Origin of the sequence: Kocuria soli (assembly GCF_003797835.1) — a bacterium.
Classification (GTDB): domain Bacteria; phylum Actinomycetota; class Actinomycetes; order Actinomycetales; family Micrococcaceae; genus Kocuria; species Kocuria soli.
In genome coordinates, this window is sequence record NZ_RKMF01000005.1 from 121,900 (window position 1) to 143,667 (window position 21,768).

Genomic DNA, 21,768 nt, shown 5'->3' on the forward strand with positions numbered 1-21,768 from the left:
CACCGAAGGCGCGCGGAGTGAGGATCGGACGACCCGCTCCCGATCCGGACAAGGTCGCGCGGAACCTCCGGACCGTCCAGCACCTCATCGATAGCGAGGGCCTCGGCGTCGTCGAAGCAGCGAGAACCGTGGCTGGTCGAAGGCGACGTACTACAGGCACGAGGCGGCGGCGGCATAGCTCTGGCGGAGGGGCCGTGCTATGCTCGGACCATCACGATCAGCCCGTTGCCGCAAGGCGCGGGCTGATTTTCTTTGTAGGAGGGTCATGGTCGAGCACAGCAAGCCATGGCTGCCGGTGGAAGGGCAAGTCGACCGCCTGGTCGAGCACGGGCTCGACGTCGGCGACCGAGAGCATGCTGCGCGGGTGCTGGAGGCGATCGGCTACTACCGGCTCACCGGCTACCTGTACCCGTTCCGCGAGTCCGAAGAGTTCGTCGATGATGAGGGCCGCACCCGCATCCGCGTGCTCAGCGACTTCCGTCAGGGAACGCGCCTCGCCCACGCCGAGGAGATCATCGACTTCGACCGTCAGCTGCGCATGCTCGTCCTGGACGGTTTGGAGCGGATCGAGGTCGCGGTGCGCATGCGCATGGGCTACGTGCTCGGGCGGTCGGCCATCTTCGCCTACGAGGATCCGTCCCTCTTCATGAGCGCCTTCACCGCCGATGGCACTGACATCCGTGATCCGACGCCGAGCAAGCACGTGCAGTGGCTGCAGCGTGTCCGCGACCGGCAGGCCGGCTCCGACGAGCAGTTCGTCGAGCACTTCCGCACGAAGTACGACGACCGAATGCCGGTGTGGGCGCTCACGGAGATCCTGGAGCTCGGGCACCTCTCCGTCCTCTACCGCGGGATGAACCAGAAAGACGCCGAGGAGATCGCTCGCGCTTTCGGCGTCCCGGGCAAGAAGATGATGACCAGCTGGCTCGCAAGCCTCAACTACGTCCGGAACGTCGCAGCCCACCACGCACGACTGTTCAACCGGAAGCTCCAGAACGCGCCGTCGCGGCCCAAGATCGGCCAGATCCCCTCGCTCGATCACCTGAGACGATCCGAGAACGCCAAGCAGGTCTACGGCACCTACAACGCCCTCGCCGTCATCGCCTACCTGCTGCCGTCAATCGACGACCGCTCAACCTGGCCAGCACAGCTCGCAACGCTGCTCCGCCGATTCCCGACCACCGAGGCGCTCACGATCCAGTCCTTGGGCGCGCCCAAGGACTGGGGGTCGCTCACGCTCTGGCAGTCCTGAGTCGACGCAGTCCCAGGAACCCCGTCTCGGTTGGACGCCCGACGAGACCGACTTACGAAACCGAAGTCCCTGCAAGAGGGATGGGACCTCGTCGCGTCCCGAGAAGGTGATGCCTCCGGGACGACATTGCCTCGTCAGGCGTTGCAATGAAGCTCGAGAATGCTTGTCTATGGGTTTCGACCGCGCTTCGGACTCGACGGGCGGGGCGGACATGAGCGGCGAGGGTTCGCGCGAGCACGCCGTCGAGCGCGTGGGTGCCGCGGCGGCGCTGAGACCGTTCACTGTTCCGCGGAGTCGTTCATCGCCGCGTCGATCGCGTGGAGCGTGCGGACGGTGGCCAGCACGTCCTGTGCCGGCAGGCCGATCGCCGACAGCAAGTCGCGGTACATGCCCCGCACGGTCGCCACTGAGCGCTCTGCCTCTCCGGTGAGGTGCAGGCAGACGGCCCGACGGTCCGAGGGATCGGGACGCCGTTCGACCTGCCCCTTCTTCACCAGCCCTCGCAGCGCGGTGCTGGCGTTGCTCGAGGTCAGAGAGAGGGTGCTGGCCAGCGCCGAGGGAGCCACGCCGGGATGGGCGTCGATGTGCAGCAGCACGAGGCACTCCAGCGCCGTCAGCGGCGCGACGCGCTCGTCCTGGAGCGGATAGGCCCGCAGCTTCCGCCCGACGTGCAGCACCGCGTCGGCCAGCTGCACCAGCGGATCGGTGCTGCTCGGAGCGTCCTGACTCATCGTGCCTCCCTCGACGACATGAAGCTATGCTAGCATAGCGTTGTTTTTATAGATATGTTTGCAGAGGGAGAGGCCTAGCGGATGACGGACACGTGCACGGAGCAGCGGACAGGCACCGGCCCCGCCGCGGCAGCCGGCAAGACGATCGGCGGCGGGTTGCTGTTCACCCTGGCACTGATGATGGGCCTGGCCTCGTTCGGCATCGATCTGTACCTTCCCGCCTTCCCGGCCATGACCCGCGAGCTGTCGACCTCGGCCACCGGGGTACAGCTCTCGCTCACGGCGTTCCTCATCGGAGCCGGTGCCGGCCAGCTCGTGTTCGGGCCGTGGTCGGACCGGGCCGGACGGTTGCTGCCGCTGCTCTTCGGCGCGGTGCTCTTCGTCGCAGCCAGTCTCACTGCGGTCGTCGCGGGGACGATCGAGTTGCTGGTCTCGGCTCGTCTGTTGCAGGGCTTAGCCGGTGCGGCGGGCATGGTCATCGGGCGCGCCATCATCCTCGACCGCGCCAGCGGCGCGGCGGCCGCACGTGCACTGAGCCTGATGATGCTCATCGGCGGCGTGGCCCCGATCATCGCCCCGATCGTCGGCGGGGCGCTGGCCGAGCCGATCGGGTGGCGAGGCCTGCTGGGCATCGTCGCCGGCCTCGGCATGCTCGCCCTGGTGTGCGCTCTCGCCTTCGTCCGCGAATCTCTGCCCCGTGACATCCGTGCCCAACGAGCGGAGAGCGCTGAGCCGGGCCGGTGGAAGGGCTTGCTCTCGCGGGCCTATCTCGGCAACCTCGCCGCCTACGCCTTCGGCATGGCGATCATGATGGCCTACATCTCCGCCTCACCGTTCGTCTACCAGGACATGATCGGACTGAGCAGCGCGGCCTACGGCATCGCGTTCGCCGTCAACGCCGTCGGCATGATGGCCGCCACGACCGTTGCGGCCCGGCTCGCGGGACGGTTCTCCCTGCGCGCCCTCACCCGCACCGGCCTGATCATCAGCCTGGCCGCCGTCGCCGTGATCGTCGCCCTCTCCCTGTCCAGTGCAAACGCGGTCTGGCTGATGGTGCCGCTGTTTCTCGCGATCGCACCGCTGGGACTGGTCTTCGGCAACGCCACGGCCCTGGCCATGTCCGCCGTGCCCTCTGCCGCGACCGGCTCGGGATCGGCGATCCTCGGCGCGGTGCAGTTCGCCCTGGCCGGCGTCGTCGCCGGGCTCGTCGGCATCGCCGGGGAGAGCACTGCAGTCCCGCTGGGCCTCGTCATGCTCGGCTGCGCGCTCATCGCCCTCGGCGGCTTGATCCTCGCCCAGCCTCGCTCGCGTGACGCGCAGACCACCTGAACCACCGACCCTGTCATCATCCAGATCGACCAGAAGGAGACACAGATCATGACCCGCATCCACGTCCTCGGCGGCACCGGATACGCCGGCACCCACCTCGTCCGCGAAGCCACCCAGCGCGGCCACCAGGCCGTCTCGTACAGCCGCAGCCTGCCCGACGCGCCGGTCGAGGGAGTCGACTACCGCACCGGCGACGTCCTCGATGATGCCTTCCTTGCATCGGCGTTCGCCGACGCCGACGTCGTCGTCTCGGCACTGTCCCCCCGCGGCCCCATCGGCGACGAGCACACCTTCCGCGAGCTCGTTGCCACCGCCGCCGAAATCGCCGCCGACACCGGCGTACGCTTCGGCATGATCGGCGGCGCGGGCTCCTTGTTGACCGAACCGGGCGGAAGCCGTTACGTCGACGAGCCGGACTTCATCGAGGAGGCCCGGCCGGAGTCACTGATCCTGGCCTCGGTCCTCGACGACCTGACCGCGAACACCGACGAGAGGCTCGACTGGTTCTTCGTCAGCCCTGCCGCGGAGTTCGGAGCCCACGCTCCCGGAACTGCTCGAGGCCACTACCGCCTCGGCGGGGACGTTCTGCTGCGCGATGCGGACGGCGTCTCGGCGATCTCCGGGGCCGACCTCGCACTGGCGATCGTCGACGAGATCGAGCGCCCGGCTCACCGTCAGACGCGCTTTACCGTCGCCTATTGAGCGATCGCGGCCGTGCCCCTCGCCGGGCGGCGGCGCGACGGCGACGCCGTGCTCCCGCAGCCTGGCGGCCGGCTTGGGCCTCCCTGCATCGCCTCGCCGCGACGCCGCCGGCCACGACCGCACCGACCTCTCCACCTCGCGGCCCCCGCACGCCCGAGCACCTGGCACAGAACGTCAAGGCCGCCGACTTCGCCCTCGACGAGGCCACCCTGGACCGGATCGACGCCCTCACTGCCCCCGGCGTCGACGTCGATCCGCAGAACCGCTACGAGATCCCCGTCCCCGCCCTGACCGACGCCCGGCTGCGCCGCCGCTGACGGCTCAATGGGGCCGGCCCCATCGATCAGGATATTGATGGGGCCGCTGGTCTCGTCGAACGCGAGGTCACACCGGCGGTCCCGCCGCAGGTCACGTACCGCATCACCGCGACGGGCAGGGGCATGGACGACGTGTTCGCGGCGATCGAGCGGTGGGGAAACGAACATCGGTGACAGCGGGTCAGCTTCGGCCTGCGACGAATTTATGCGGCGCGGGCCTTCAGAAGTGGACACGCCGGCTATGGCCGCTGTAGCCATAACCTTGAGTTCGACGCTCACCTCGTCGCGTAGAAAACCACCGCCGAGGCCGCCGCGACGTTCAACGAGTCAACTCCGCCCATCATCGGGATCGTGACTCTTCTGTCGAGCCGCTGCTCAGTCGCCTGAGTCAACCCAGGACCCTCGGAGCCGAAGACGAGAGCGAGCTTCTCATGATCTTCAGCGACCAGCTCGTCCAAAGTGATCGCACCCTCCCGCAGCGTCATGCCTGCGACGACGAACCCTGCATCCTGGAGGGTGTTAATACTCTCTGGCCAGGACTCAATCCTTGTCCATGGGACCTGGAAGACCGTACCCATCGACACCCGGATGGCTCGCCGGTACAGCGGGTCAGCACAGCGAGGGGTCACGAGTACCGCATCAACACCCATCGCGGCGGCAGAACGAATTAGAGCACCAACATTCGTGTGGTCCACCAGGTCCTCGAGGATCGCGATCCGCGGACGGTCCGGCAGGCTCGCCCGCAAGTGACCCAGTTCCAACGGCTCCGGCCGTTGCATGGCGGCCAACGCACCGCGATGGAGGTGGAACCCCGTCACAGCTTCCAAAACGTCCTCACCGCCCACGAACAGCGGCACGTCCGGGTGCGCGTCGATCACGTCGGCCAGATCGGTGACCCACTTCTCCGCCATGAAGAAGGACCGTGGGCGGTGGCCCGCCTCCAGCGCGCGACGCAGCACCTTGGAGGACTCCGCCAGGTACATGCCGCGTTCGGGCTCGAGCTTGCGGCGCAGTGCGACATCTGTCAGGGAGGTGTAGTCGGCCACCCGTGGATCGTCGGGATCGGTCAGCCGCAGGAGCTGCGGGAACCGTGCCTCGAGAGCGCCGTCGTCGTTGATGGTCACAGAAGCTGCCTCACCATGTTGGCCAGGGCGACCACACCCAGGATCACGATCACCGTGCGCAGGGCCACGGGTGACAAGCGCTGCCCGATCTTGGCCCCCATCCAAGACCCGACGGTCGACGAGACCGCGATCAGCAGCACCACCCACCAGTCGATACGGTCGGCGGCGAAGATGATGTAGGAAATGGCGGCCACGATGTTGACCACGGCCACCAACACGGTCTTGACCGCATTGGCCGACTGCATGGAGGCCAGGAGAAAGACACCCAGGATCCCCAGCAGCAACACTCCTTGGGCGGCCACGAAATAGCCCCCGTACACACCGGCCAAAAACACCAGGACGTACAGGATGAACGGCTGCGACCCCCGGTCCGGGTCAACTGAACCCGGATCCTCTCCACGGGTGCGCGCAAGCTCCGCCGCACGTTCTGCCTGCCGGTCCTTCCGCGCTCGGACGGCCGCCTGCAGTCGTGGCTGGAAGACCACGAACGCCAACGCCACCACGATCAGCACGGGGGCCACGTAGGCGAAGACCTGTTCGGGCAACAACATCAACAGCGCGGCCCCGACCACACCACCCAGTACAGAGCACGGCACCAGTTTGAGGAGAGTGTGCTCCACGCCCTTGAGCTTGCTGCGGTAGCCCCACGCGCCGGTCAGGTTTCCGGCGATCAACCCCATGGCGTTGGACATGGTCGCGGTGACGGGGGGAACACCCATAGTCACCAGGACGGGGAAAGTGACCAGCGTCCCGGAACCCACGATCGTGTTGATCAGACCGGCCCAGAGACCGGCAAGCAGAATCAGCGCAACCTGCCACCACTCGAAGTGGAAGCCGGCGAGCGCGTCAGTGAACCATTCCACCTAGCGCCGGTCAGTCCTGCCGGAACGCAGCGAAGCGCTGGCCGACGCGCACGAGCTTGAGGGGAAGTCCGTAGGTCTCGGAGAGCACCTCGGGAGTCATGACCTCCCCGACGGGACCGGCGGCCACCACAGATCCCTCACGCATGAGCAGGGCGTGGGTGAAGCCCGGCGGCACCTCTTCCAGGTGGTGCGTGACCATCACGACGGCGGGCGCGGTCGGTGAGGCAGCCAGTTCGTTGAGGCGCTCCACCAGGTCTTCGCGGCCACCGACGTCCAGACCAGCGGCCGGCTCGTCGAGCAGCAGGAGTTCCGGATCGGTCATGAGAGCGCGAGCGATCAGCACTCGCTTGCGTTCGCCGGAGGAGAGGGAGCCGAACTTGCGGTCGACCAACTTCTGGAGGTCCCAGTCGCGGATGAGCTGGTGCGCACGCTGTTCGTCGTCGGAGTCGTACTGCTCGCGCCACCGGCCTGCCACGCCCCAGGCGGCGGTGACCACGGTGTCCAACACGGTCTCGCTCGCGGGAATCTGATCGGCCAGGGGCGCGGAGGTGAGCCCGATGCGCGGCCGCAGTTCGAAGACGTCCACCCGGCCGAGGGTTTCGTCAAGGATCTCCACGGCACCGCGGGTGGGATGCAGACGCGCCGCCGCAATGGAAAGCATGGTGGACTTCCCCGCCCCGTTGGGGCCCAGGACCACCCACCGTTCACTGGCGTTGACCGACCAGGACACCTGGTCCAGCAACTTCTTGTTGCCGCGGACGAGATCGACATCGGTCATGGTTAGAACGGTGCTCATGCGACCAACTCTAGTCGCCACCCAACCCCGTTCAGCCCGTGGCGGAGGCCGCGAGTCGGCGGCCCGGTTGAATTCGCGCTCACCGGAGCGGACGATAGACTCCGCCCCATGACCGACGAACTCGCCGTGATCGCCCTGTCCAAGACTCCCCAGCCCGAGGACGTCGAAGAGATCCTGGCAGAGATCGAGGACTCGGGAGCCACCGTCGAGCAGCACGGCCGCGTCCGGGTGACCTCGACCGCCTCCGGCGGAGGCGACGAATCCGAAGCCACCGGGTACTCCGCCATGACCGCCCGCGTGACGGGCGCGGACCTGGAAAACCTGCGTACGCGGCTACGTCCGGATCCCATGGGATTCCGCTGGCACAGTGTCGACGTGAACGTCATCCCCGGGCACCTCTTCGATCCCGAGGTCAAGAAGATGGTCATCATGGACGTGGACTCCACGCTGATCCAGCAGGAGGTCATCGAGCTGCTCGCCGCCCACGTGGGCAGGGAACAGGAAGTCGCCGAGGTCACCGAGCGCGCCATGCGCGGGGAGATCGACTTCGCCCAGTCGCTGCACGAACGCGTGGCGGTTCTCCAGGGGCTTCCGGAGAGCGTGATCGACGAGGTTGTGGCCCAGGTCCGTCCCAGTGTGGGCGCACGGGTTCTCATCGAAACCTTCCATCGCGCCGGTCACACCGTGGCCGCGGTCTCCGGTGGTTTCAACCAGGTGCTCGCCCCCCTGGCCGAGAAGCTCGGGCTGGACCACTACTTGGCCAACCAGCTCGAGATCGAGGACGGGCACCTGACCGGGCGCGTGACCGGCGCCGTCGTGGAGGCCGAAATCAAGGCACGGATGCTGGAGGAATGGGCCATCAACGACGGCGTCCGTCCCGAACAGGTCATTGCCGTGGGTGACGGTGCGAATGACCTCAAGATGCTGGCCCGGGCCGGGTTGGGGATCTCCTTCAACGGGAAGCAGGTCCTGCGGGAAGCCGCAGACGCGCAAATCAATCTGCCGAACCTCGACTCGGTGCGGTTCTTCGCCGACCTCTGAGTTCCGGAACCACGCCCCCCGTCGTCCTGGCGGCCGTGTTCAATGCCGAGAGGCCCGCTCGTCACAGGACGAGCGGGCCTCTCGGCCTCTGGCGGGTGCGGGCGCGACGGCCCGTGGCGGTCAGCCGACGGGCTGAGCGGCACCGCCGTCGGCAGGGAAGTCACCGGAACCGCCGGCCAGCTCCACGTGCCCCGTGGGGACGTCGGCGGTCACCATCTTGGCGATTTCCGTGGCGAACTCGTTGACGGACAGCAGTTTGCCGGCGGCCTCGCGTCGGGCTTCCAGAGCCCCCGGCTGCGCGCGGTTGAGCAGCGTGGCGGTCACCGTGCCTTCGATCATGTCCCCGGACACCACCACGAAGTCCACTCCGCGCTCGGTCATCTCGGGGATCCGTGACGTCAGCTGGTCCTCCCCCGCGCGCTTGGACTTGGCGACCTCCACGTAGGCGTCCATGGTCTCCACCTCGCGGATGAAGTGCGCCTGGTGGCTGGTCACGAACACCACGCGGCCGCCGTCGGACAGGTGCTTGAGGGCGGCGGTCAGGGCGGCGTCCTGGGCGTCGCGGTTCAGCCGCATGGCGTAGTCCTCGCCGAGGTCTGACTCCATGCCGCCGGAGGCGTTGAGGATCAGGACGTCCAGGGAACCGAAGGTGTCCACGGCCTGCTTGAACAGGTTCTCCACGGATTCGGTGTCGGTCAGGTCGGCACCCACCGCAATGCCCTTGCCGCCCGCCTCTTCGATCTCCTTGATGACCTTGTTGGCGCGCGGCGCCTTCTGTCGGTAGTTGACGACGACGTTGGCGCCCTCGCCCGCCAGGATCTTGGCGGTGTCGGCGCCCACGCCGCGGGAGGATCCGGTGATGACGACGGTCTTGCCTGCCACGGAATTCATGAACAGCTCTCCTTGCAATCGAGGGGGTTTTTCGACTGTGTGCGTTGGTGGTTTCGGGGTGCGGCGGTGTGGGTCACAGGCCCATGCCGAGGCCGCCGTCCACGCGGATCACGGTCCCGTTGACGTACCCGGCCCCGGGCGAGGCCAACCACTGAACGGCGCTGGCGACCTCGGCAGGATCGCCGAATCGCCCGGCGGGGATGCTGGCCATGTAGTCGGCCGTGACGTCCTCCGGCAGCTCCGCCGTCATGTCCGTGGTGATGTAACCCGGGGCGACCACGTTGGCGGTGACGTTCCGAGCGCCCAGCTCACGGGTGATGGCCCGCGCCATGCCGATCAGGCCGGCCTTGGAGGAGGCGTAGTTGGCCTGGCCGGGCGCACCCATGACCCCCACCACGGAGGAGATGAACACGATCCGACCGCGCTTGAGTTTGAGGAAGCCCTTGGTCGCGCGCTTGGCCACACGAAAGGCGCCGACCAGGTTGGTGTCAAGCACGGACGTGAAGTCGTCCTCGGTCATGCGCATGAGCAGGGTGTCCTTGGTGACCCCGGCGTTGGCGACCAGGACCTCCACGGGCCCCCAGGTACTTTCGATCTCCTTGAACGCTGCGTCCACGGACTCCGTGGAGCTCACGTCGCACCGCACGGCATCAACGCCCTGGGGTGCATCTCCGGTGCGGTGGGTGATGATCACCCGGTCGCCCTGCGCGCGGAAGGCATCGGCGATGCACTTGCCGATCCCGCGGTTGCCACCGGTGACCAGAACGACGCGAGGTTCTGCGGACTCGGAAGTTGCATCTGCCATGAGAGATGGTTGCCTTTCGATCAACGATGTCTGCAGTGCACCAGCGCCGCTGCGGGCTGCTGATGACCGGCTCAGACTACCCGCGAAACCGTCGGGACACCTTGGGCACGCCCAACCACGCAGGCCCGGCAGGCTTGTGTGAATCGTCGACCACCCATGCGCGATCAACGGTTGGGCGCCGCTTGAGACAGGTGCACAATGGAGGTCTGGCGTCCGGGGACCCGACGCCCATGAAAGGGAAGAGGTGGCTGCGTGGCGCATCGTTACCTCACCACCACGGACCTGGCCGACATGCAGCGAGCCGCCCGATCCGCCGCTCCAGTCGGCACCGGTGACTTCCGGGGAACCCGGGACAAAGCGGCCGGGGGTCCCACCGTCCACTCCATCACGTCCACGCCGGAGGGACGGTCGAAGGACATGGGGCGGCGGATGAAGGTCTACACAATCCAGATGGCTTTGCGCGTGGCCTGTTTCTTCGGGTTCGTGCTGGTGGACAACTGGTGGTGGCGGATCGTCTGCGTGCTCGGCATGGTCCTGTTCCCGTGGTCGGCAGTTCTCCTGGCCAATGCCGGTGCCGATAAGTCCGAACGGGAGTCCAGCTACCTGGGACCGGAGCCCGTGCCGATGCTCACGACCACACCCGAACCTGCGTCCGCTAACGCGGCCGAGGACTCCTGGGAAGACACGCGGGACGACAATGGCGAGTCCTCGAGTGAGGAGAGCGCCGCGGCGCACGGGCCGAGCGTCGTCGAAGGTCAGTGGAGCGAACACCCGGGAACGAACCCCGAGCGATAGGCTGGCTACCGGCCGTCAGGGCTGGATCAGCCCGAGTCGCCCCGTAGCGCCGGGTCAATTCGAAGTCAGTACGTCAGGAGCACCAGTTCCCCATGCCATTCGACCTCTTGGGTTCTCTGTCCCGGGGTGAAGACCACCCGTACGGAGAGTCCGAAAGTCATCAGGACGAGCGGCAAGTGGCCGCAGCCGGAGATGGCCAGAATGTGGATGCCGTCCAGTGCTCGCGCCGCGGTTGCAGGGACGCTGCGTCTTGGCTGTTGGAGTGGAACAACCCCAGGGTGCACACCCCTGACCGCCGCAAGACCTGGGCGGCCTGCGACGAGCACCGTGAGCACCTGGCGGCGTTCCTGACCGAGCGCGGCTTCCTCAAAGCCGTGCGCCCGCTCGAGCCGGAGTCCTCCACTGTCGCGAAGGAACAGAGCGGGGACCAGTCACCTGAGAGCCGGCCAACCGGAGACCAACAGTGAGGCGCAACATCGCGGCCTACGCGTTCCTCCTCTCTGGGCGTTGGATCGCCTGGTTCCTTCTGTGCTGTGTGGCCGCCGTGCTCTGCCTGTACCTGGGCAACTGGCAGATGGGCCGAGCGGACGCGATGACCGAACGCAACGACCTCATCACCGAGAACTACCAGGCCGAGCCCATCACCGGTCAGGCCGCGGTCACGGCCTTCACCGACACCGACCCCGGCCAACGGTGGCATCCGGTTGAACTGCGCGGCAGCTACCTGCCGGACGAGACCCTGTTGGTCCGCAACCGCGCCCACGACGGCGTGATCGGCTACGAAGTCCTGGTCCCGTTCAGGACCGCGCGGGGCACGACCGTGGTGCTGGATCGCGGCTGGATCGAAACCTCGGACTCGGGAAACGGGACTTCCAGCCGGGTGCCGGCCCCTCCCACGGGCGAGGTCACGGTCACCGCTCGCCTGCAACCGCCCGAGTCAACCGTCGCTCGGGACTCCCCCGACGGGCAGGTGGCCTCCATCTCGCTGGAGTCGATCGCGGACGTCTCGGGGCTGGACGTCGCCACGGGTGCCTACGGGCAGGTGGCCGACGAGGACCCTGCACCGCAGTCGGCCCCCGAACCGTTCTCGGAACCCGATCTGGACTACGGACCGAACCTCTCGTACGCGCTGCAATGGGACGCCTTCTCCGTCCTGGTGTTCGTGGCCTACGCCTTCTCCGCCCGGCAGAAGGCCCGCAACGATGCCTGGGACCGCGAGTACGCGGCCCAGATCGAGGCCGAACTCAGCCAGTACTACGACGACGACGGCAACTTCAGGTCCCGCGGCGACGGCATGACGGAGGAGGACGTGGTCCGACGTCTGGAGATGGTCGACGACATGCCGGCGCACCTGCGGGACATCATGCGGCCCAAACGCGTCAAGCGAACCTACGCGGTGCGTGACGCCGAGGAAGAGGACGCCCTGCTCGACGCCCACGGCGAACGAGGCTGAAACATGACTGTCGAGCCCGCCCAGCCCAACCTCGTCTTGGCCGTCGGACCGGACCGGTTCGAGGTGAAGGCCTCCGGACCCGAACTCTACGGGGCTCTGCGTCATCTCTGGGTGCGCTGCCTCGCGCCCGGACAACCCGCGAGGTATTCCAACGGGAACTCCACCAGCGACTTACCCGATCACTCCGGAGGGAACGGGCGGGTGGACGGGAACGGGGCCGGAAATGGGTACGGCTCGGGTCAGGTTCTCTTGGAGAGCGAGGTCGGGGTGTCCCGCGTGACCAACGACGTCATCACGGCGCGACGCGGCCTGAGCATCGTGTTTCACGCCGCGGGCCTGGCGGATCGGGAGTCGGGATGCAGCGTGGCGCTCGTGGCCCCGAGCGGGACGGGCAAGACCACGGCCGCCCTGACCCTGTGCGACGAGTTCGGCTACCTCACGGACGAGGCGCTGGTGGTGGATCCGTCCACCGATGAGATCACGGCCTACCCTAAACCACTGGCAGTCCTGCCCCCGGACGGCACCAGGCCGAAGCACCTGGTGTCCCCCGACGACCTGGCACTCGAAATCGCCCCTCCCCACCCCGTCCTGACTGCGTTGCTCGTCCTCGACCGCGTCACCGCCGGCGATGGACAGGTCGAAGCGTCGGAACAACCGTTGGTCGAGCGGTTGACGCTGGAAAAGGCGCTCGCCGCCCTGGTCCCGCAGACCTCGGCACTCACGGCACTGCCCCGTGGCTTACGCGCCCTGTGCTCGCTCATCGATCGCGCGGGCGGGGTCCACCGCATTCGGTACACGACCACGGAACAGCTGCGTCCCGTGGTCCGTGACCTCCTGACGGGTCAGGACAAGGGGGCAGGCACCCGCGGGCACCCGTGGGAGCCCTACGACGTCGACCCGCCGAGGACCAGCCATACACCGGTGGAATCCGCGCTCCCGGTGCGCGTTCCGACCGCGTCGTCACGTCCAAGGGCGACGGGCGAGCCGGCCGCCGTTCAGCGAGCACCCGTGGACGACGCCGTCGTGATCGACGAACGGTATCTGGCCCTGCTGTGCGGTCAGCGGTTTGCGGTGGTGCAGGGACTCGGGTGGGCCCTGTGGGAGCAGGCCGCCGAACCGGTTGCCGGGGAAACCCTGGTGGACCGATTTGCCACCGATCCGGAGGCACCCGAGGACGCCGCCGACCGGGTGCGGTGGGCACTGGACGAACTTCTGCAACAAGGCGTGTTGACCGCGGTGCCCTGAACGCTGTGCTGGGCGAGGCCCGACAGCTCAGCCACGCCGCACGCGCCTCCTGCCGGGTGGGGAACGGGATCAGGCCAGGGAGATCAGGTCCCGGTACTCCTGCGACCACAGGTCTTCGATGCCGTCCGGCAGCATGACCACCCGCTCGGGATCGAGCGCCTCGACCGCACCCTCGTCGTGGGAGACCAGGACCACCGCACCCTCGTAGTTGCGCAGCGCAGCCAGGATTTCCTCGCGGGAGGCGGGGTCCAGGTTGTTCGTCGGCTCGTCCAGCAGGAGGACGTTGGCCGAGGAAGCAACCAGGGTCGCCAAGGCCAGGCGGGTCTTCTCACCACCGGAGAGGACGCCCGCCGGCTTGTCGACGTCGTCACCCTGGAACAGGAAGGAGCCCAGAATGGTGCGTGCCTGGGTGTCGGCCAGGTCGGGCGCAGCCGTCTTCATGTTCTGCAGGACGGTGCGGTCGGTGTCCAGTGTGTCGTGTTCCTGCGCGAAGTAGCCCAGTTTCAGGCCGTGACCGGCCTCGACCACACCGGAATCAGGGTCCGTGACGCCGGCCAGCATGCGCAGCAGCGTGGTCTTGCCCGCACCGTTCAGGCCCAGGATCACCACCCGGGAACCGCGGTCGATCGCAAGGTCGACGTCCGTGAAGATCTCCAACGAGCCGTAGGCCTTGGACAGGCCTTGGCCGCGCAGGGGGGTCTTTCCGCAGGCGGCCGGAGCAGGGAAGCGGATCGCGGCGACCTTGTCGGCCACCCGCTCTCCCTCGACCCCCGCCATGAGCCGCTCGGCGCGCTTGATCATCTGCTGGGCCGCCACGGCCTTCGTCGCCTTGGCACGCATCTTCTCGGCCTGGGACATCAAGGCCGAGGCCTTCTTCTCCGCGTTGGCGTACTCGCGCTTCCGGCGGTGTTCGTCCTGTTCACGCTGGAGCTTGTAGTGCTTCCAGTCCATGTTGTAGATGTCCACGACGGCGCGGTTGGCGTCCAGGTAGAAGACCTTGTTGACCACCATCTCCATGAGTTCGACGTCGTGCGAGATGACCAGCAGACCGCCGGCGTAGTTCTTGAGGAAGTCCCGCAGCCACGTCACCGAGTCGGCGTCCAGGTGGTTGGTCGGCTCGTCCAACAGCATGGTGTCCGCATCGGCGAACAGGATCCGCGCCAGTTCCACACGGCGCCGCTGACCACCCGAGAGGGTGCGCAGCGGCTGGTTGAGCACGCGTTCCGGAAGGTCCAGGTTGGCCGTGATGGTGGCGGCCTCCGACTCGGCGGCGTATCCACCACCGGCCACGAACTCCGCCTCCAGGCGGGCGTAGCGCTTCATGGCCTTCTCCCGGACCGCGTCATTGGGGTTGGCCATGTCTTCCTCGGCCACGCGCATCCGGGCAATGACCTCGGCCAGCCCGCGGGCGGAGAAGATACGGTCCCGAGCCAGCTGCTCCATGTCCTCCACCTTGGGATCCTGCGGGAGGTACCCGATGGTGCCGGTGCGCGTCACGGTGCCGTCGGCGGGGAGTGTCTGACCCGCCAGGACCTTGGTCATCGTGGTCTTGCCTGCGCCGTTGCGACCAACCAGTCCGATCTTGTCCCCGCGCTGGACCCGGAAGTTGACCTGGTCCATGAGCAGGCGTGCGCCTGCTCGCAGTTCAAGGTTGGACACGGTGATCACGGAGAGTTTGCCTTTCGCAGTACGCCCCTCCGCCATTCGGAGGACCGAGACAGTCTAGCGGCGCGTCACAGGGCCTGCAGTGTCCCCAAGCACTCCTCTGCCCAGTCGATCTCGGCCTGGGAACGGGCGCAGACTCCCCGGTAGGCCATGAGCTTGAACTCCACGACGCGGCGGGCCTCGGCGTCGTCGTACGTTTCCAGACGACGACGAAGGGTCGGGTGCGTGCGCCGGGTGATCTCCTCGATCTGCTCCTCGGCCATCTGAAGCACGCGCGAGTGATGTTCGATGTGTTCCTGGAAGTGCTGCCGGGCGGTGGCCGGGTCGGTCCATTCGAGGTACGCGGTACGAAGGCGTACCGGGTCCCTCTCCAAGGTGTACGTCAAGGGCGAGGCGACCCAGTCACCCAGTGCGGCCTTCCCGTCCTCGGTGACCGTGTACTCGGTCTTGGTGGTGCCTTTGCTTCCCCAGGGCACGGGGCGGGTGGACAGCAGACCGTCGGCCTCCATCTTGCGGAGTTCGGGGTAGATCTGCGAGTCCGAGGCGTACCAGATGTTGCCCACGGAGCCCGCGAAGCGCTTGGCGGCGTCGTATCCGGTCATCGGGCCGGCCGTGATCAAAGCGAGCAGGGCACTGCGCAGGCTCATGTGGCTCCTTGTACGGGAAAAGGTGCGAGAAAAGGTGCGAGAAATGGTGCGGGTCAGGATGAGGCGAAAAATGCTGGTTCTGCCGTTGAGGCAGGTCCTGCCATACAACCACGGAATCCCTGAGCACCGAGCGCGTTCGAAACGCGCGGCAACTGTTGCCAATAACTAAGCGCTTAGTTATTGTGTGAGCAGCCTCACAGTCTGATCTCGGACTGGTCGCCTCGTCCTTCAAGGAGGTCCCCGTGTCCATCACGACCGAGCAGAACGCAACCCAAGCCCCCGCCCCCGGCGTCACCGCCGATGTCTCTGAGAGCATCGCGGAACACACCACGCCGGAGCAGATCACCACGGCCAAGATCTTCCCCTACCCGCTGAACGCGTGGTGGGTGGCAGCCTGGGATCACGAAGTCACCTCCAAGGCCCTGCTGTCCCGGACCGTGGCCGACAAGTCCCTGGCCCTCTACCGCACGGAGGCCGGCGCCCCCGTGGCCCTGGCCGATGCCTGCTGGCACCGGCTCGCTCCCCTTTCGCAGGGCAAGCTCGTGGGCAACGATCAGGTCCAGTGCCCCTATCACGGCCTGCGGTTCAACCCGGCGGGACGATGCACGTTCATGCCCGCCCAGGACACGGTGAACCCCTCCGCGCGGGTTCCCTCCTACCCCGTCGTCGAACGTGATCGCTACGTCTGGGTCTGGCTCGGCGATCCTGAACTCGCGGATCCGGAGACCATCCCGGACATGCATCAGATGTCGAGTGAGGAATGGGCCGGCGACGGCGAGACCATCGCTGCCGAGTGCAATTACCAGTTGATCCTGGACAACCTCATGGACCTCACCCACGAGGAGTTCGTCCACTCGTCGTCGATCGGCCAGGATGAACTGTCCGAGTCCGACTTCGAGGTCACCCATGACGGCAACACGGTCACCGTGTCCCGCTGGATGTACAACCTGGATCCCCCGCCCTTCTGGCTCAAGAACATGCGGGACAAGTTCCCCGGGTTCTCGGGGAAGGTCGACCGCTGGCAGATCATCCACTACAGCTACCCGGGCACCATCTGCATCGACGTCGGCGTCGCCAAGGCAGGAACCGGGGCCCCGGAAGGCGATCGTTCCCAGGGAGTCAACGGCTACGTGATGAACACGATCACTCCGGAGACCAAGCGGACCAGCCACTACTTCTGGGCCTTCATGCGCAACTACCGGCTGGAGAGTCAGCTCATCACCACGCAACTGCGCAACGGGGTGCACGGGGTCTTCGGTGAGGACGAGACCATGCTCAAGGCTCAGCAGACGGCCATCGAAGCAAATCCGGACCACGAGTTCTACAGCCTCAACATCGACGCCGGAGGCATGTGGGTGCGGCGGATCCTCGAAAAGGCCTTGCGCGCCGAGGGCCGTGAGCAGGCGTGAACGCTTCCCAGCGCCCCGAATCCCGTACCGGCCATCCACGGCCTGCCCCGCAGCGCGGAAGGAGCTGACGACATGGCGGAATCACGGAACCGACGCTGGCAGAGGGCCACTGTCGCCGAGGCCGTCGACGTCGCTGACCGGATCATGCGGATCGTCCTCGCCCCGGAGCATCCCCGCAAGGTTCGAGCCGGCGAGCACATCGACCTCGAACTCGAACTGAACGGCCGGACCGAGATGCGGTCGTACTCGCTGGTCGAGGCGAACGACGACGGGTCGCGGCTGGCGATCACGGTGTTCCACACCCCGCACTCCCGCGGCGGGTCCGAGTACATGCACACCCTGGGGGTGGGCGACGTCCTGCGGATCACCGAGCCACTGCAGGACTTCCCGCTACGAGTGGGTGCTCCGCAGTACGTGCTCCTGGCCGGAGGAATCGGCATCACCGCGATCCTCGGAATGGCGCGCGTCCTGAAGGCGGTCAGGGCCGACTACCGGGTGATCTACGTGGGGCGCTCCCGTTCGGCCATGGCGTATCTCGACCAGGTGCGCGAGGAGCACGGTGACCGGGCCCGGATCCACGTGGACGACGAAGGCACGTCGCTCGACGCCGCCTCCGTCGTCGCCGAGCTGGCTCCCGGGACGGAGCTCTACATGTGCGGCCCCATCCGCCTCATGGATGCCGTCCGCCGTGCCTGGATCGAACGCGACCTGGAGATCTCCGACCTCCGCTTCGAGACCTTCGGCAGCTCCGGATGGTTTGATCCCGAGGAGTTCGAGGTGGAGATCCCGCGGCTGGGAGTGAACACGACGGTCGGGCGCGACGAATCGTTGCTCGAAGCCCTGGAGCGCGCGGGCGTGGAGATGATGTTCGACTGCCGCAAGGGTGAATGCGGGCTGTGCCAGGTCACGGTCCAGGAGATCCGTGGCGAGGTCGACCACAGGGACGTCTTCTTCTCGGAAGCCCAGAAGAGCGTCCGCCCGGCGGCCAAGTTGTGCAGTTGCGTTTCCCGCGTGGCCACGGAGCAGACCGACGACGCCGCCGCGGCCTCCGGTACCATTTCATCCTCCTCCCCCGTGGAAACGACGCATCCCGTTCCGCGCCTGCGCATCGACGTCAGCTGACGACAGTCCGAGCGGCCAATCGGTCGCCACGAGCCCCCAGTGAAGGACCCGACATGAATCTGCGCGAAGCCATCGACACCCGGCCCATGGTCGGATATCAGTGGGTGGTGGTGGGGCTCTGCACCCTCCTCAACGCCTTGGACGGATACGACGTCCTGGCCATGGCCTTCACGGCGAATGCGGTGACCCAGGAATTCGGCCTGACGGGATCCCAGCTGGGTGTGTTGCTCAGCGCGGGGCTGCTCGGCATGGCGGTCGGGTCCTTGGTTCTGGGACCACTGGCCGACCGGTTCGGACGCCGCCCGGTACTGATTGCGGCGCTGCTCATCAACGCCGTGGGTCTGTTCCTCTCCGTCACGGCGGGTTCCGTGTGGCTGCTCGGGCTCTGGCGCGTGGTCACCGGGCTGGGAGTCGGCGGCATTCTGGCAAGTGCCACGGTGTTGACCAGCGAATACGCCAACCGCTCTCGCCGCGGCATGGCCGTGAGCATCTTCACCGCGGGATACGGCCTGGGTGCCGCCCTCGGTGGTCTGGGCGCGGCTGAACTCATCCCAAGTTTCGGGTGGCGTTCGGTGTTCCTGGTCGGTGGCCTGCTGACCTTGGCGGCCACCGCCGCCGTCGTCGCACTGTTGCCGGAATCCGTCGACTACCTGAGTACGGGTCGTGGCGCGAGTGCGGATCGCAAGGCTCGCGTGGTGGCCCGTCGGTTGAAACTGGAGGACTCCGCCGGGGTGGCCTCTGCCGCTGATTCGAGGTCCCCGGGCGCAGAGCGGGACATGGCGCGTGCGGTCGTGGGGGAACCCGCAGACGGTGGAAAGCCCCGTGACACCGTGTTCAGCCAGCGCTACCTGGTGCAGAGCCTCCTGCTGTGGGTGTCGTTCTTCGTGATCATGTTCGGCTTCTACTTCGCGAACACCTGGACCCCTCGCTTGTTGGTCGAATCCGGGATGTCCGAACAGCAGGGCATCGTCGGTGGTCTCCTGCTGACCCTCGGTGGCACCTTCGGTTCTCTGCTCTACGGCTTGCTGACCACGCGGATCAGTGAGAAGGGCGTGCTGATCGCGTTCGTTGTCCTGAGCTCGGTCTTCCTGGTCGTTTTCATCACCACCACGTCCATGGCGCTCGTGGCCTTTGCCAGCGGTGTGGTGGTGGGCATGCTCGTCAACGGGTGCATTGCCGGCATGTACACGCTGGCGCCCATGACCTACGAGCCGCACCTGCGCACCACGGGCGTCGGATGGGGTATCGGTATCGGGCGTGCGGGGGCGATCCTCGCGCCGATCACCGTCGGCGCGTTGCTGGACGCGGGATGGACTCCGGTCCAGCTCTACATCGGGGTCGCGGCGATCATGCTCCTGTCGGCGTTGGCACTGCTGCGGCTGCGGGCCGGCAGCTCCACGCGAAAGACGGTCGCGGCGTGATTCGCACCAGACTTGAACAGTGTTTAAGATACCGTCATGCCTACTTCACCTAGCGTCGGCCCCACGCCTGCTTCTGCCACCTCGGACCCGTCCCGCTCCCCGGGTGACCACCGCAGGGGGGCCTCCGGATTCGACGTCGCACTCGTCGGGGTCTTTGCCGCGTTCTGCGCGGTGATGTCCGTGCTTCCCGCCATCCCGGTCGGTCCGGTGGCGGTGCCCATCACGCTGCAGACCCTGGCCGTGTACCTCACTGGGCTCGTGCTGGGTGGACGGCGAGGTGGCGCGGCCGTGCTGCTGTACGTCCTCGTGGGCGTGGCCGGACTGCCCGTGTTCGCGGGATTCCGCGGTGGACCAGGGGTGCTGGCCGGCCCGTCTGCCGGATACATCGTGGGTTTTGCGGTCGCAGGCTTCCTGACGGGCGCGATCGCCTACCGAGTCCTTCGGCGTAGCCATGGATCCGGGGCGCGACTGCTCGGACTGCTGTTGGCGGCAGTCGTCGGTGGGTTCCTCGTCACGCGCTTGCTCGGGGTCCCGGGACTGGCCCTCAACGGAGGTCTCACCCTGCGCGATGCGTTCCTGGCCGACCTGATCTACTGGCCGGGAGACCTGGTCAAGTGCGTGGCTGCGGCCTTGGTGGCTGCCGCCGTTCACCGGGCCTTTCCGCGATTGGCGGCTCGTCGTTGATCTTCGGGCTTGGCCGCTCGAGGGATTCTGTGGAAGAGCGTCCCGGCTTGGACGCCAACGTCGATCGGACGGTGGGCGTCCTTCTGCAGGACCTCCACGTCCGGGTGCCTGGCGTCGACGGCCGGACCGGTGAAACCCCGATCCTCGAGGGCGTGACCGCCTCCCTCCGCGAGCCTCGCACCGCGGTTCTGGGCCTCAACGGGTCGGGCAAGTCCACCCTGCTCAGAGTTCTCAACGGGCTGATGCGGCCCAGCAGCGGCAGGATCAACGTACACGGGATCGACGTCGTCGCCTCCCCACGGCGTGCGCGGCGCGCCGTGGGATTCGTCTTCACGGACCCCACGGCGCAGTTGCTCATGCCCACGCCCCTGGAGGACGTCGAACTGTCCTTGCGGGACGAACTGGGCGATCCTGGTCGGCGGCGGCAACGAGCTATGGACTTGCTTGAGGAGATGGGGCTGGGACACCGGATGCACCATTCGGTGTACGATCTCTCCGGTGGACAGCGGCAGCTTGCCGCGCTGACCTCCGTGCTGGCCGTCGATCCGTCACTGCTGGTGCTCGACGAACCCACCACGCTGCTCGACCACCGCAATCGCGCCCGGTTCCTGGAACTCCTCGGTGACCTCCCCCAGCAGGTGGTCTTCTCGACGCACGATCTGGCTCTGGCGGCCGCCGCGGACCGGGTACTCGTGGTTCACGGGGGCCGGCTCGTGGCGGACGGCGGTCCCGAGCTGGTGGACCGATACGGGGCATGGTGCGTGGACGGCTTCCCTGGTGAGGGCACGCAGAACGACGACGGGGCGGCGGGCGCGTGACGGGCCGCCGAGAGATCTTCGGGTCCTACCGTCCCGGCGACACCTGGCTGCACCGGCTGCCACCGTGGGCGAAGACCGTGTCCGTGGTGGTGCTCTTCGTCGTCCTCTTCCTACCCCTGGAGCGCTCGGTACTCCCCAGAGATCAGGAATCGTGGCACCAGGCGGCCGGATGGGGCAAGCCGTTGGTCTGCCTCCTGGTCGTGATGGCGCTGGGCATGACGGCGGGGATCCGTTGGCGCAGTTGGTGGGAGACGGTGCGTCCCGCCCTGCCCGTGTTCCTCCTGCTGGCGCTGTACCACCTGCTCATGGGTACGGGAGCCCGAGGGGCAGGCGTTCTGCTGACCGTCGTGGCGGCGATGATCGCCACGCGAGTTCTGCTGGAAACCACGCCGCAAGCCGTGTTGTTGGACGGGGTGGTCAGGTTCCTGAGCCCACTTCGGCTGCTCGGTGTCGACCCCGCAAGGGTGGGACTGGCGTTGCAGATCATGATGCGCTCGGTCCCTTTTCTCATGGGTGTCACCAGTGACGTCCGGGAAGCCGCAGCGGCCCGCGGAGTGCGGGCGGGGCCGGTTCGACTCGCCACCCCCGTCGTCGTCGCCGCTGTCGCACACGCCCAACGCACGGGTGAGGCGCTGGTGGCGCGCGGCCTGGAATGACG

24 protein-coding genes are annotated in these 21,768 nt (G+C 67.2%); 16 read left to right on the forward strand and 8 right to left on the reverse strand.

Annotated features, from left to right (window positions below; all coding sequences use genetic code 11):
• Positions 1-265 precede the first annotated feature (265 nt).
• Positions 266-1,252, forward strand: a complete 987-nt coding sequence (locus EDL96_RS05360) for an Abi family protein (RefSeq protein WP_123824771.1) — start codon at positions 266-268, stop codon at positions 1,250-1,252.
• A 278-nt stretch (positions 1,253-1,530) separates the two neighbouring features.
• Here EDL96_RS05360 and EDL96_RS13890 read toward each other — a convergent pair whose 3' ends face one another.
• Positions 1,531-1,983: a MarR family winged helix-turn-helix transcriptional regulator gene (locus EDL96_RS13890; protein ID WP_123824772.1), complete on the reverse strand. Its 453-nt coding sequence runs from the start codon at positions 1,981-1,983 to the stop codon at positions 1,531-1,533.
• Between the two features lie 81 nt (positions 1,984-2,064).
• Here EDL96_RS13890 and EDL96_RS05370 point away from each other — a divergent pair, with 81 nt between their 5' ends.
• The 4 genes from EDL96_RS05370 to EDL96_RS14025 are packed head-to-tail and all read left to right on the forward strand — an operon-like array spanning position 2,065 to position 4,505.
• Positions 2,065-3,312, forward strand: a complete 1,248-nt coding sequence (locus tag EDL96_RS05370; RefSeq protein WP_123824773.1) for a multidrug effflux MFS transporter — start codon at positions 2,065-2,067, stop codon at positions 3,310-3,312.
• A 48-nt stretch (positions 3,313-3,360) separates the two neighbouring features.
• The gene (locus EDL96_RS05375) at positions 3,361-4,014 is read left to right on the forward strand and encodes an NAD(P)-dependent oxidoreductase (RefSeq protein WP_123824774.1); all 654 of its coding nucleotides are present in this window, start codon (positions 3,361-3,363) and stop codon (positions 4,012-4,014) included.
• Positions 4,011-4,331: a hypothetical protein gene (locus EDL96_RS05380; protein WP_123824775.1), complete on the forward strand. Its 321-nt coding sequence runs from the start codon at positions 4,011-4,013 to the stop codon at positions 4,329-4,331. The genes EDL96_RS05375 and EDL96_RS05380 overlap by 4 nt, the downstream gene beginning before the upstream one ends.
• Positions 4,332-4,364: 33 nt before the next feature.
• Positions 4,365-4,505 carry a winged helix-turn-helix transcriptional regulator gene (locus EDL96_RS14025; RefSeq protein ID WP_407656912.1) on the forward strand — a complete coding sequence of 47 codons (141 nt, stop codon included), beginning with the start codon at positions 4,365-4,367 and terminating at the stop codon, positions 4,503-4,505.
• Between the two features lie 101 nt (positions 4,506-4,606).
• Here EDL96_RS14025 and EDL96_RS05390 read toward each other — a convergent pair whose 3' ends face one another.
• The 3 genes from EDL96_RS05390 to EDL96_RS05400 are packed head-to-tail and all read right to left on the reverse strand — an operon-like array spanning position 4,607 to position 7,114.
• Positions 4,607-5,455: a TrmH family RNA methyltransferase gene (locus EDL96_RS05390; RefSeq protein ID WP_407656910.1), complete on the reverse strand. Its 849-nt coding sequence runs from the start codon at positions 5,453-5,455 to the stop codon at positions 4,607-4,609.
• Positions 5,452-6,318 carry a sulfite exporter TauE/SafE family protein gene (locus tag EDL96_RS05395; protein WP_123824776.1) on the reverse strand — a complete coding sequence of 289 codons (867 nt, stop codon included), beginning with the start codon at positions 6,316-6,318 and terminating at the stop codon, positions 5,452-5,454. The genes EDL96_RS05390 and EDL96_RS05395 overlap by 4 nt, the downstream gene beginning before the upstream one ends.
• 10 nt (positions 6,319-6,328) lie before the next feature.
• Complete coding sequence (locus tag EDL96_RS05400) at positions 6,329-7,114, reverse strand: ABC transporter ATP-binding protein (RefSeq protein ID WP_123824777.1); 786 nt, start codon at positions 7,112-7,114, stop codon at positions 6,329-6,331.
• 108 nt (positions 7,115-7,222) lie between these two features.
• Between EDL96_RS05400 and serB the strand changes: the two genes are divergently transcribed.
• Positions 7,223-8,155: a phosphoserine phosphatase SerB gene (gene serB, locus EDL96_RS05405; RefSeq protein ID WP_123824778.1), complete on the forward strand. Its 933-nt coding sequence runs from the start codon at positions 7,223-7,225 to the stop codon at positions 8,153-8,155.
• 120 nt (positions 8,156-8,275) lie between these two features.
• Here serB and EDL96_RS05410 read toward each other — a convergent pair whose 3' ends face one another.
• Both EDL96_RS05410 and fabG read right to left on the reverse strand, forming a co-directional pair.
• Positions 8,276-9,046 carry an SDR family oxidoreductase gene (locus EDL96_RS05410; protein ID WP_123824779.1) on the reverse strand — a complete coding sequence of 257 codons (771 nt, stop codon included), beginning with the start codon at positions 9,044-9,046 and terminating at the stop codon, positions 8,276-8,278.
• A gap of 73 nt (positions 9,047-9,119) precedes the next feature.
• Positions 9,120-9,851, reverse strand: coding sequence for a 3-oxoacyl-ACP reductase FabG (gene fabG, locus EDL96_RS05415; RefSeq protein WP_123824780.1), 732 nt, complete (start codon positions 9,849-9,851; stop codon positions 9,120-9,122).
• A 252-nt stretch (positions 9,852-10,103) separates the two neighbouring features.
• Between fabG and EDL96_RS05420 the strand changes: the two genes are divergently transcribed.
• The 4 genes from EDL96_RS05420 to EDL96_RS05435 all read left to right on the forward strand — a co-directional run bounded on the left by EDL96_RS05420 (position 10,104) and on the right by EDL96_RS05435 (position 13,344).
• On the forward strand, positions 10,104-10,646 hold the full coding sequence (locus EDL96_RS05420) for a DUF3099 domain-containing protein (RefSeq protein ID WP_123824781.1): 543 nt from the start codon (positions 10,104-10,106) through the stop codon (positions 10,644-10,646).
• Between the two features lie 278 nt (positions 10,647-10,924).
• Positions 10,925-11,113, forward strand: a complete 189-nt coding sequence (locus tag EDL96_RS13695; RefSeq protein WP_233568705.1) for a hypothetical protein — start codon at positions 10,925-10,927, stop codon at positions 11,111-11,113.
• The gene (locus EDL96_RS05430; protein WP_123824782.1) at positions 11,110-12,099 is read left to right on the forward strand and encodes an SURF1 family cytochrome oxidase biogenesis protein; all 990 of its coding nucleotides are present in this window, start codon (positions 11,110-11,112) and stop codon (positions 12,097-12,099) included. The genes EDL96_RS13695 and EDL96_RS05430 overlap by 4 nt, the downstream gene beginning before the upstream one ends.
• Before the next feature lie 3 nt (positions 12,100-12,102).
• A complete protein-coding gene (locus EDL96_RS05435) occupies positions 12,103-13,344 on the forward strand; it encodes an ATP-binding protein (RefSeq protein ID WP_123824783.1) in 1,242 nt (413 codons plus the stop codon).
• 69 nt (positions 13,345-13,413) lie between these two features.
• Here the strand turns inward: EDL96_RS05435 and EDL96_RS05440 are convergent, their stop codons facing one another.
• Positions 13,414-15,012, reverse strand: a complete 1,599-nt coding sequence (locus EDL96_RS05440) for an ABC-F family ATP-binding cassette domain-containing protein (protein ID WP_123824784.1) — start codon at positions 15,010-15,012, stop codon at positions 13,414-13,416.
• A 65-nt stretch (positions 15,013-15,077) separates the two neighbouring features.
• Positions 15,078-15,656, reverse strand: a complete 579-nt coding sequence (locus EDL96_RS05445) for a PadR family transcriptional regulator (RefSeq protein ID WP_123824785.1) — start codon at positions 15,654-15,656, stop codon at positions 15,078-15,080.
• Between the two features lie 314 nt (positions 15,657-15,970).
• Here EDL96_RS05445 and EDL96_RS05450 point away from each other — a divergent pair, with 314 nt between their 5' ends.
• The 6 genes from EDL96_RS05450 to EDL96_RS05475 all read left to right on the forward strand — a co-directional run bounded on the left by EDL96_RS05450 (position 15,971) and on the right by EDL96_RS05475 (position 21,766).
• Entirely contained in the window at positions 15,971-17,065 is a 1,095-nt protein-coding gene (locus EDL96_RS05450) for an aromatic ring-hydroxylating dioxygenase subunit alpha (protein WP_407656913.1), read from the forward strand.
• 72 nt (positions 17,066-17,137) lie between these two features.
• Positions 17,138-18,187, forward strand: coding sequence for a PDR/VanB family oxidoreductase (locus EDL96_RS05455; RefSeq protein ID WP_123824786.1), 1,050 nt, complete (start codon positions 17,138-17,140; stop codon positions 18,185-18,187).
• Positions 18,188-18,240: 53 nt separating this feature from the next.
• Positions 18,241-19,608, forward strand: a complete 1,368-nt coding sequence (locus EDL96_RS05460; RefSeq protein ID WP_123824787.1) for an MFS transporter — start codon at positions 18,241-18,243, stop codon at positions 19,606-19,608.
• A 36-nt stretch (positions 19,609-19,644) separates the two neighbouring features.
• Positions 19,645-20,292 (forward strand): biotin transporter BioY, encoded by a 648-nt coding sequence (locus EDL96_RS05465; protein WP_123824788.1) that lies wholly within the window; start codon positions 19,645-19,647, stop codon positions 20,290-20,292.
• A 29-nt stretch (positions 20,293-20,321) separates the two neighbouring features.
• Positions 20,322-21,110 (forward strand): energy-coupling factor ABC transporter ATP-binding protein, encoded by a 789-nt coding sequence (locus EDL96_RS05470; RefSeq protein ID WP_233568706.1) that lies wholly within the window; start codon positions 20,322-20,324, stop codon positions 21,108-21,110.
• A complete protein-coding gene (locus EDL96_RS05475; protein WP_123824789.1) occupies positions 21,107-21,766 on the forward strand; it encodes a CbiQ family ECF transporter T component in 660 nt (219 codons plus the stop codon). The genes EDL96_RS05470 and EDL96_RS05475 overlap by 4 nt, the downstream gene beginning before the upstream one ends.
• Positions 21,767-21,768: the final 2 nt, after the last annotated feature.

Bases quoted from the DNA above. Each gene is read 5' to 3' on its own strand.
- EDL96_RS13890 (WP_123824772.1), bottom strand. From the start codon at position 1,983: ATGAGTCAGGACGCTCCGAGCAGCACCGATCCGCTGGTGCAGCTGGCC.
- fabG (WP_123824780.1), bottom strand. From the start codon at position 9,851: ATGGCAGATGCAACTTCCGAGTCCGCAGAACCTCGCGTCGTTCTGGTC.
- EDL96_RS05455 (WP_123824786.1), top strand. From the start codon at position 17,138: ATGGCGGAATCACGGAACCGACGCTGGCAGAGGGCCACTGTCGCCGAG.
- EDL96_RS05370 (WP_123824773.1), top strand. From the start codon at position 2,065: ATGACGGACACGTGCACGGAGCAGCGGACAGGCACCGGCCCCGCCGCG.
- EDL96_RS05400 (WP_123824777.1), bottom strand. From the start codon at position 7,114: ATGAGCACCGTTCTAACCATGACCGATGTCGATCTCGTCCGCGGCAAC.
- EDL96_RS05410 (WP_123824779.1), bottom strand. From the start codon at position 9,046: ATGAATTCCGTGGCAGGCAAGACCGTCGTCATCACCGGATCCTCCCGC.
- EDL96_RS05360 (WP_123824771.1), top strand. From the start codon at position 266: ATGGTCGAGCACAGCAAGCCATGGCTGCCGGTGGAAGGGCAAGTCGAC.
- EDL96_RS05460 (WP_123824787.1), top strand. From the start codon at position 18,241: ATGAATCTGCGCGAAGCCATCGACACCCGGCCCATGGTCGGATATCAG.
- EDL96_RS05445 (WP_123824785.1), bottom strand. From the start codon at position 15,656: ATGAGCCTGCGCAGTGCCCTGCTCGCTTTGATCACGGCCGGCCCGATG.
- EDL96_RS05465 (WP_123824788.1), top strand. From the start codon at position 19,645: ATGCCTACTTCACCTAGCGTCGGCCCCACGCCTGCTTCTGCCACCTCG.
- EDL96_RS05435 (WP_123824783.1), top strand. From the start codon at position 12,103: ATGACTGTCGAGCCCGCCCAGCCCAACCTCGTCTTGGCCGTCGGACCG.
- EDL96_RS05375 (WP_123824774.1), top strand. From the start codon at position 3,361: ATGACCCGCATCCACGTCCTCGGCGGCACCGGATACGCCGGCACCCAC.
- serB (WP_123824778.1), top strand. From the start codon at position 7,223: ATGACCGACGAACTCGCCGTGATCGCCCTGTCCAAGACTCCCCAGCCC.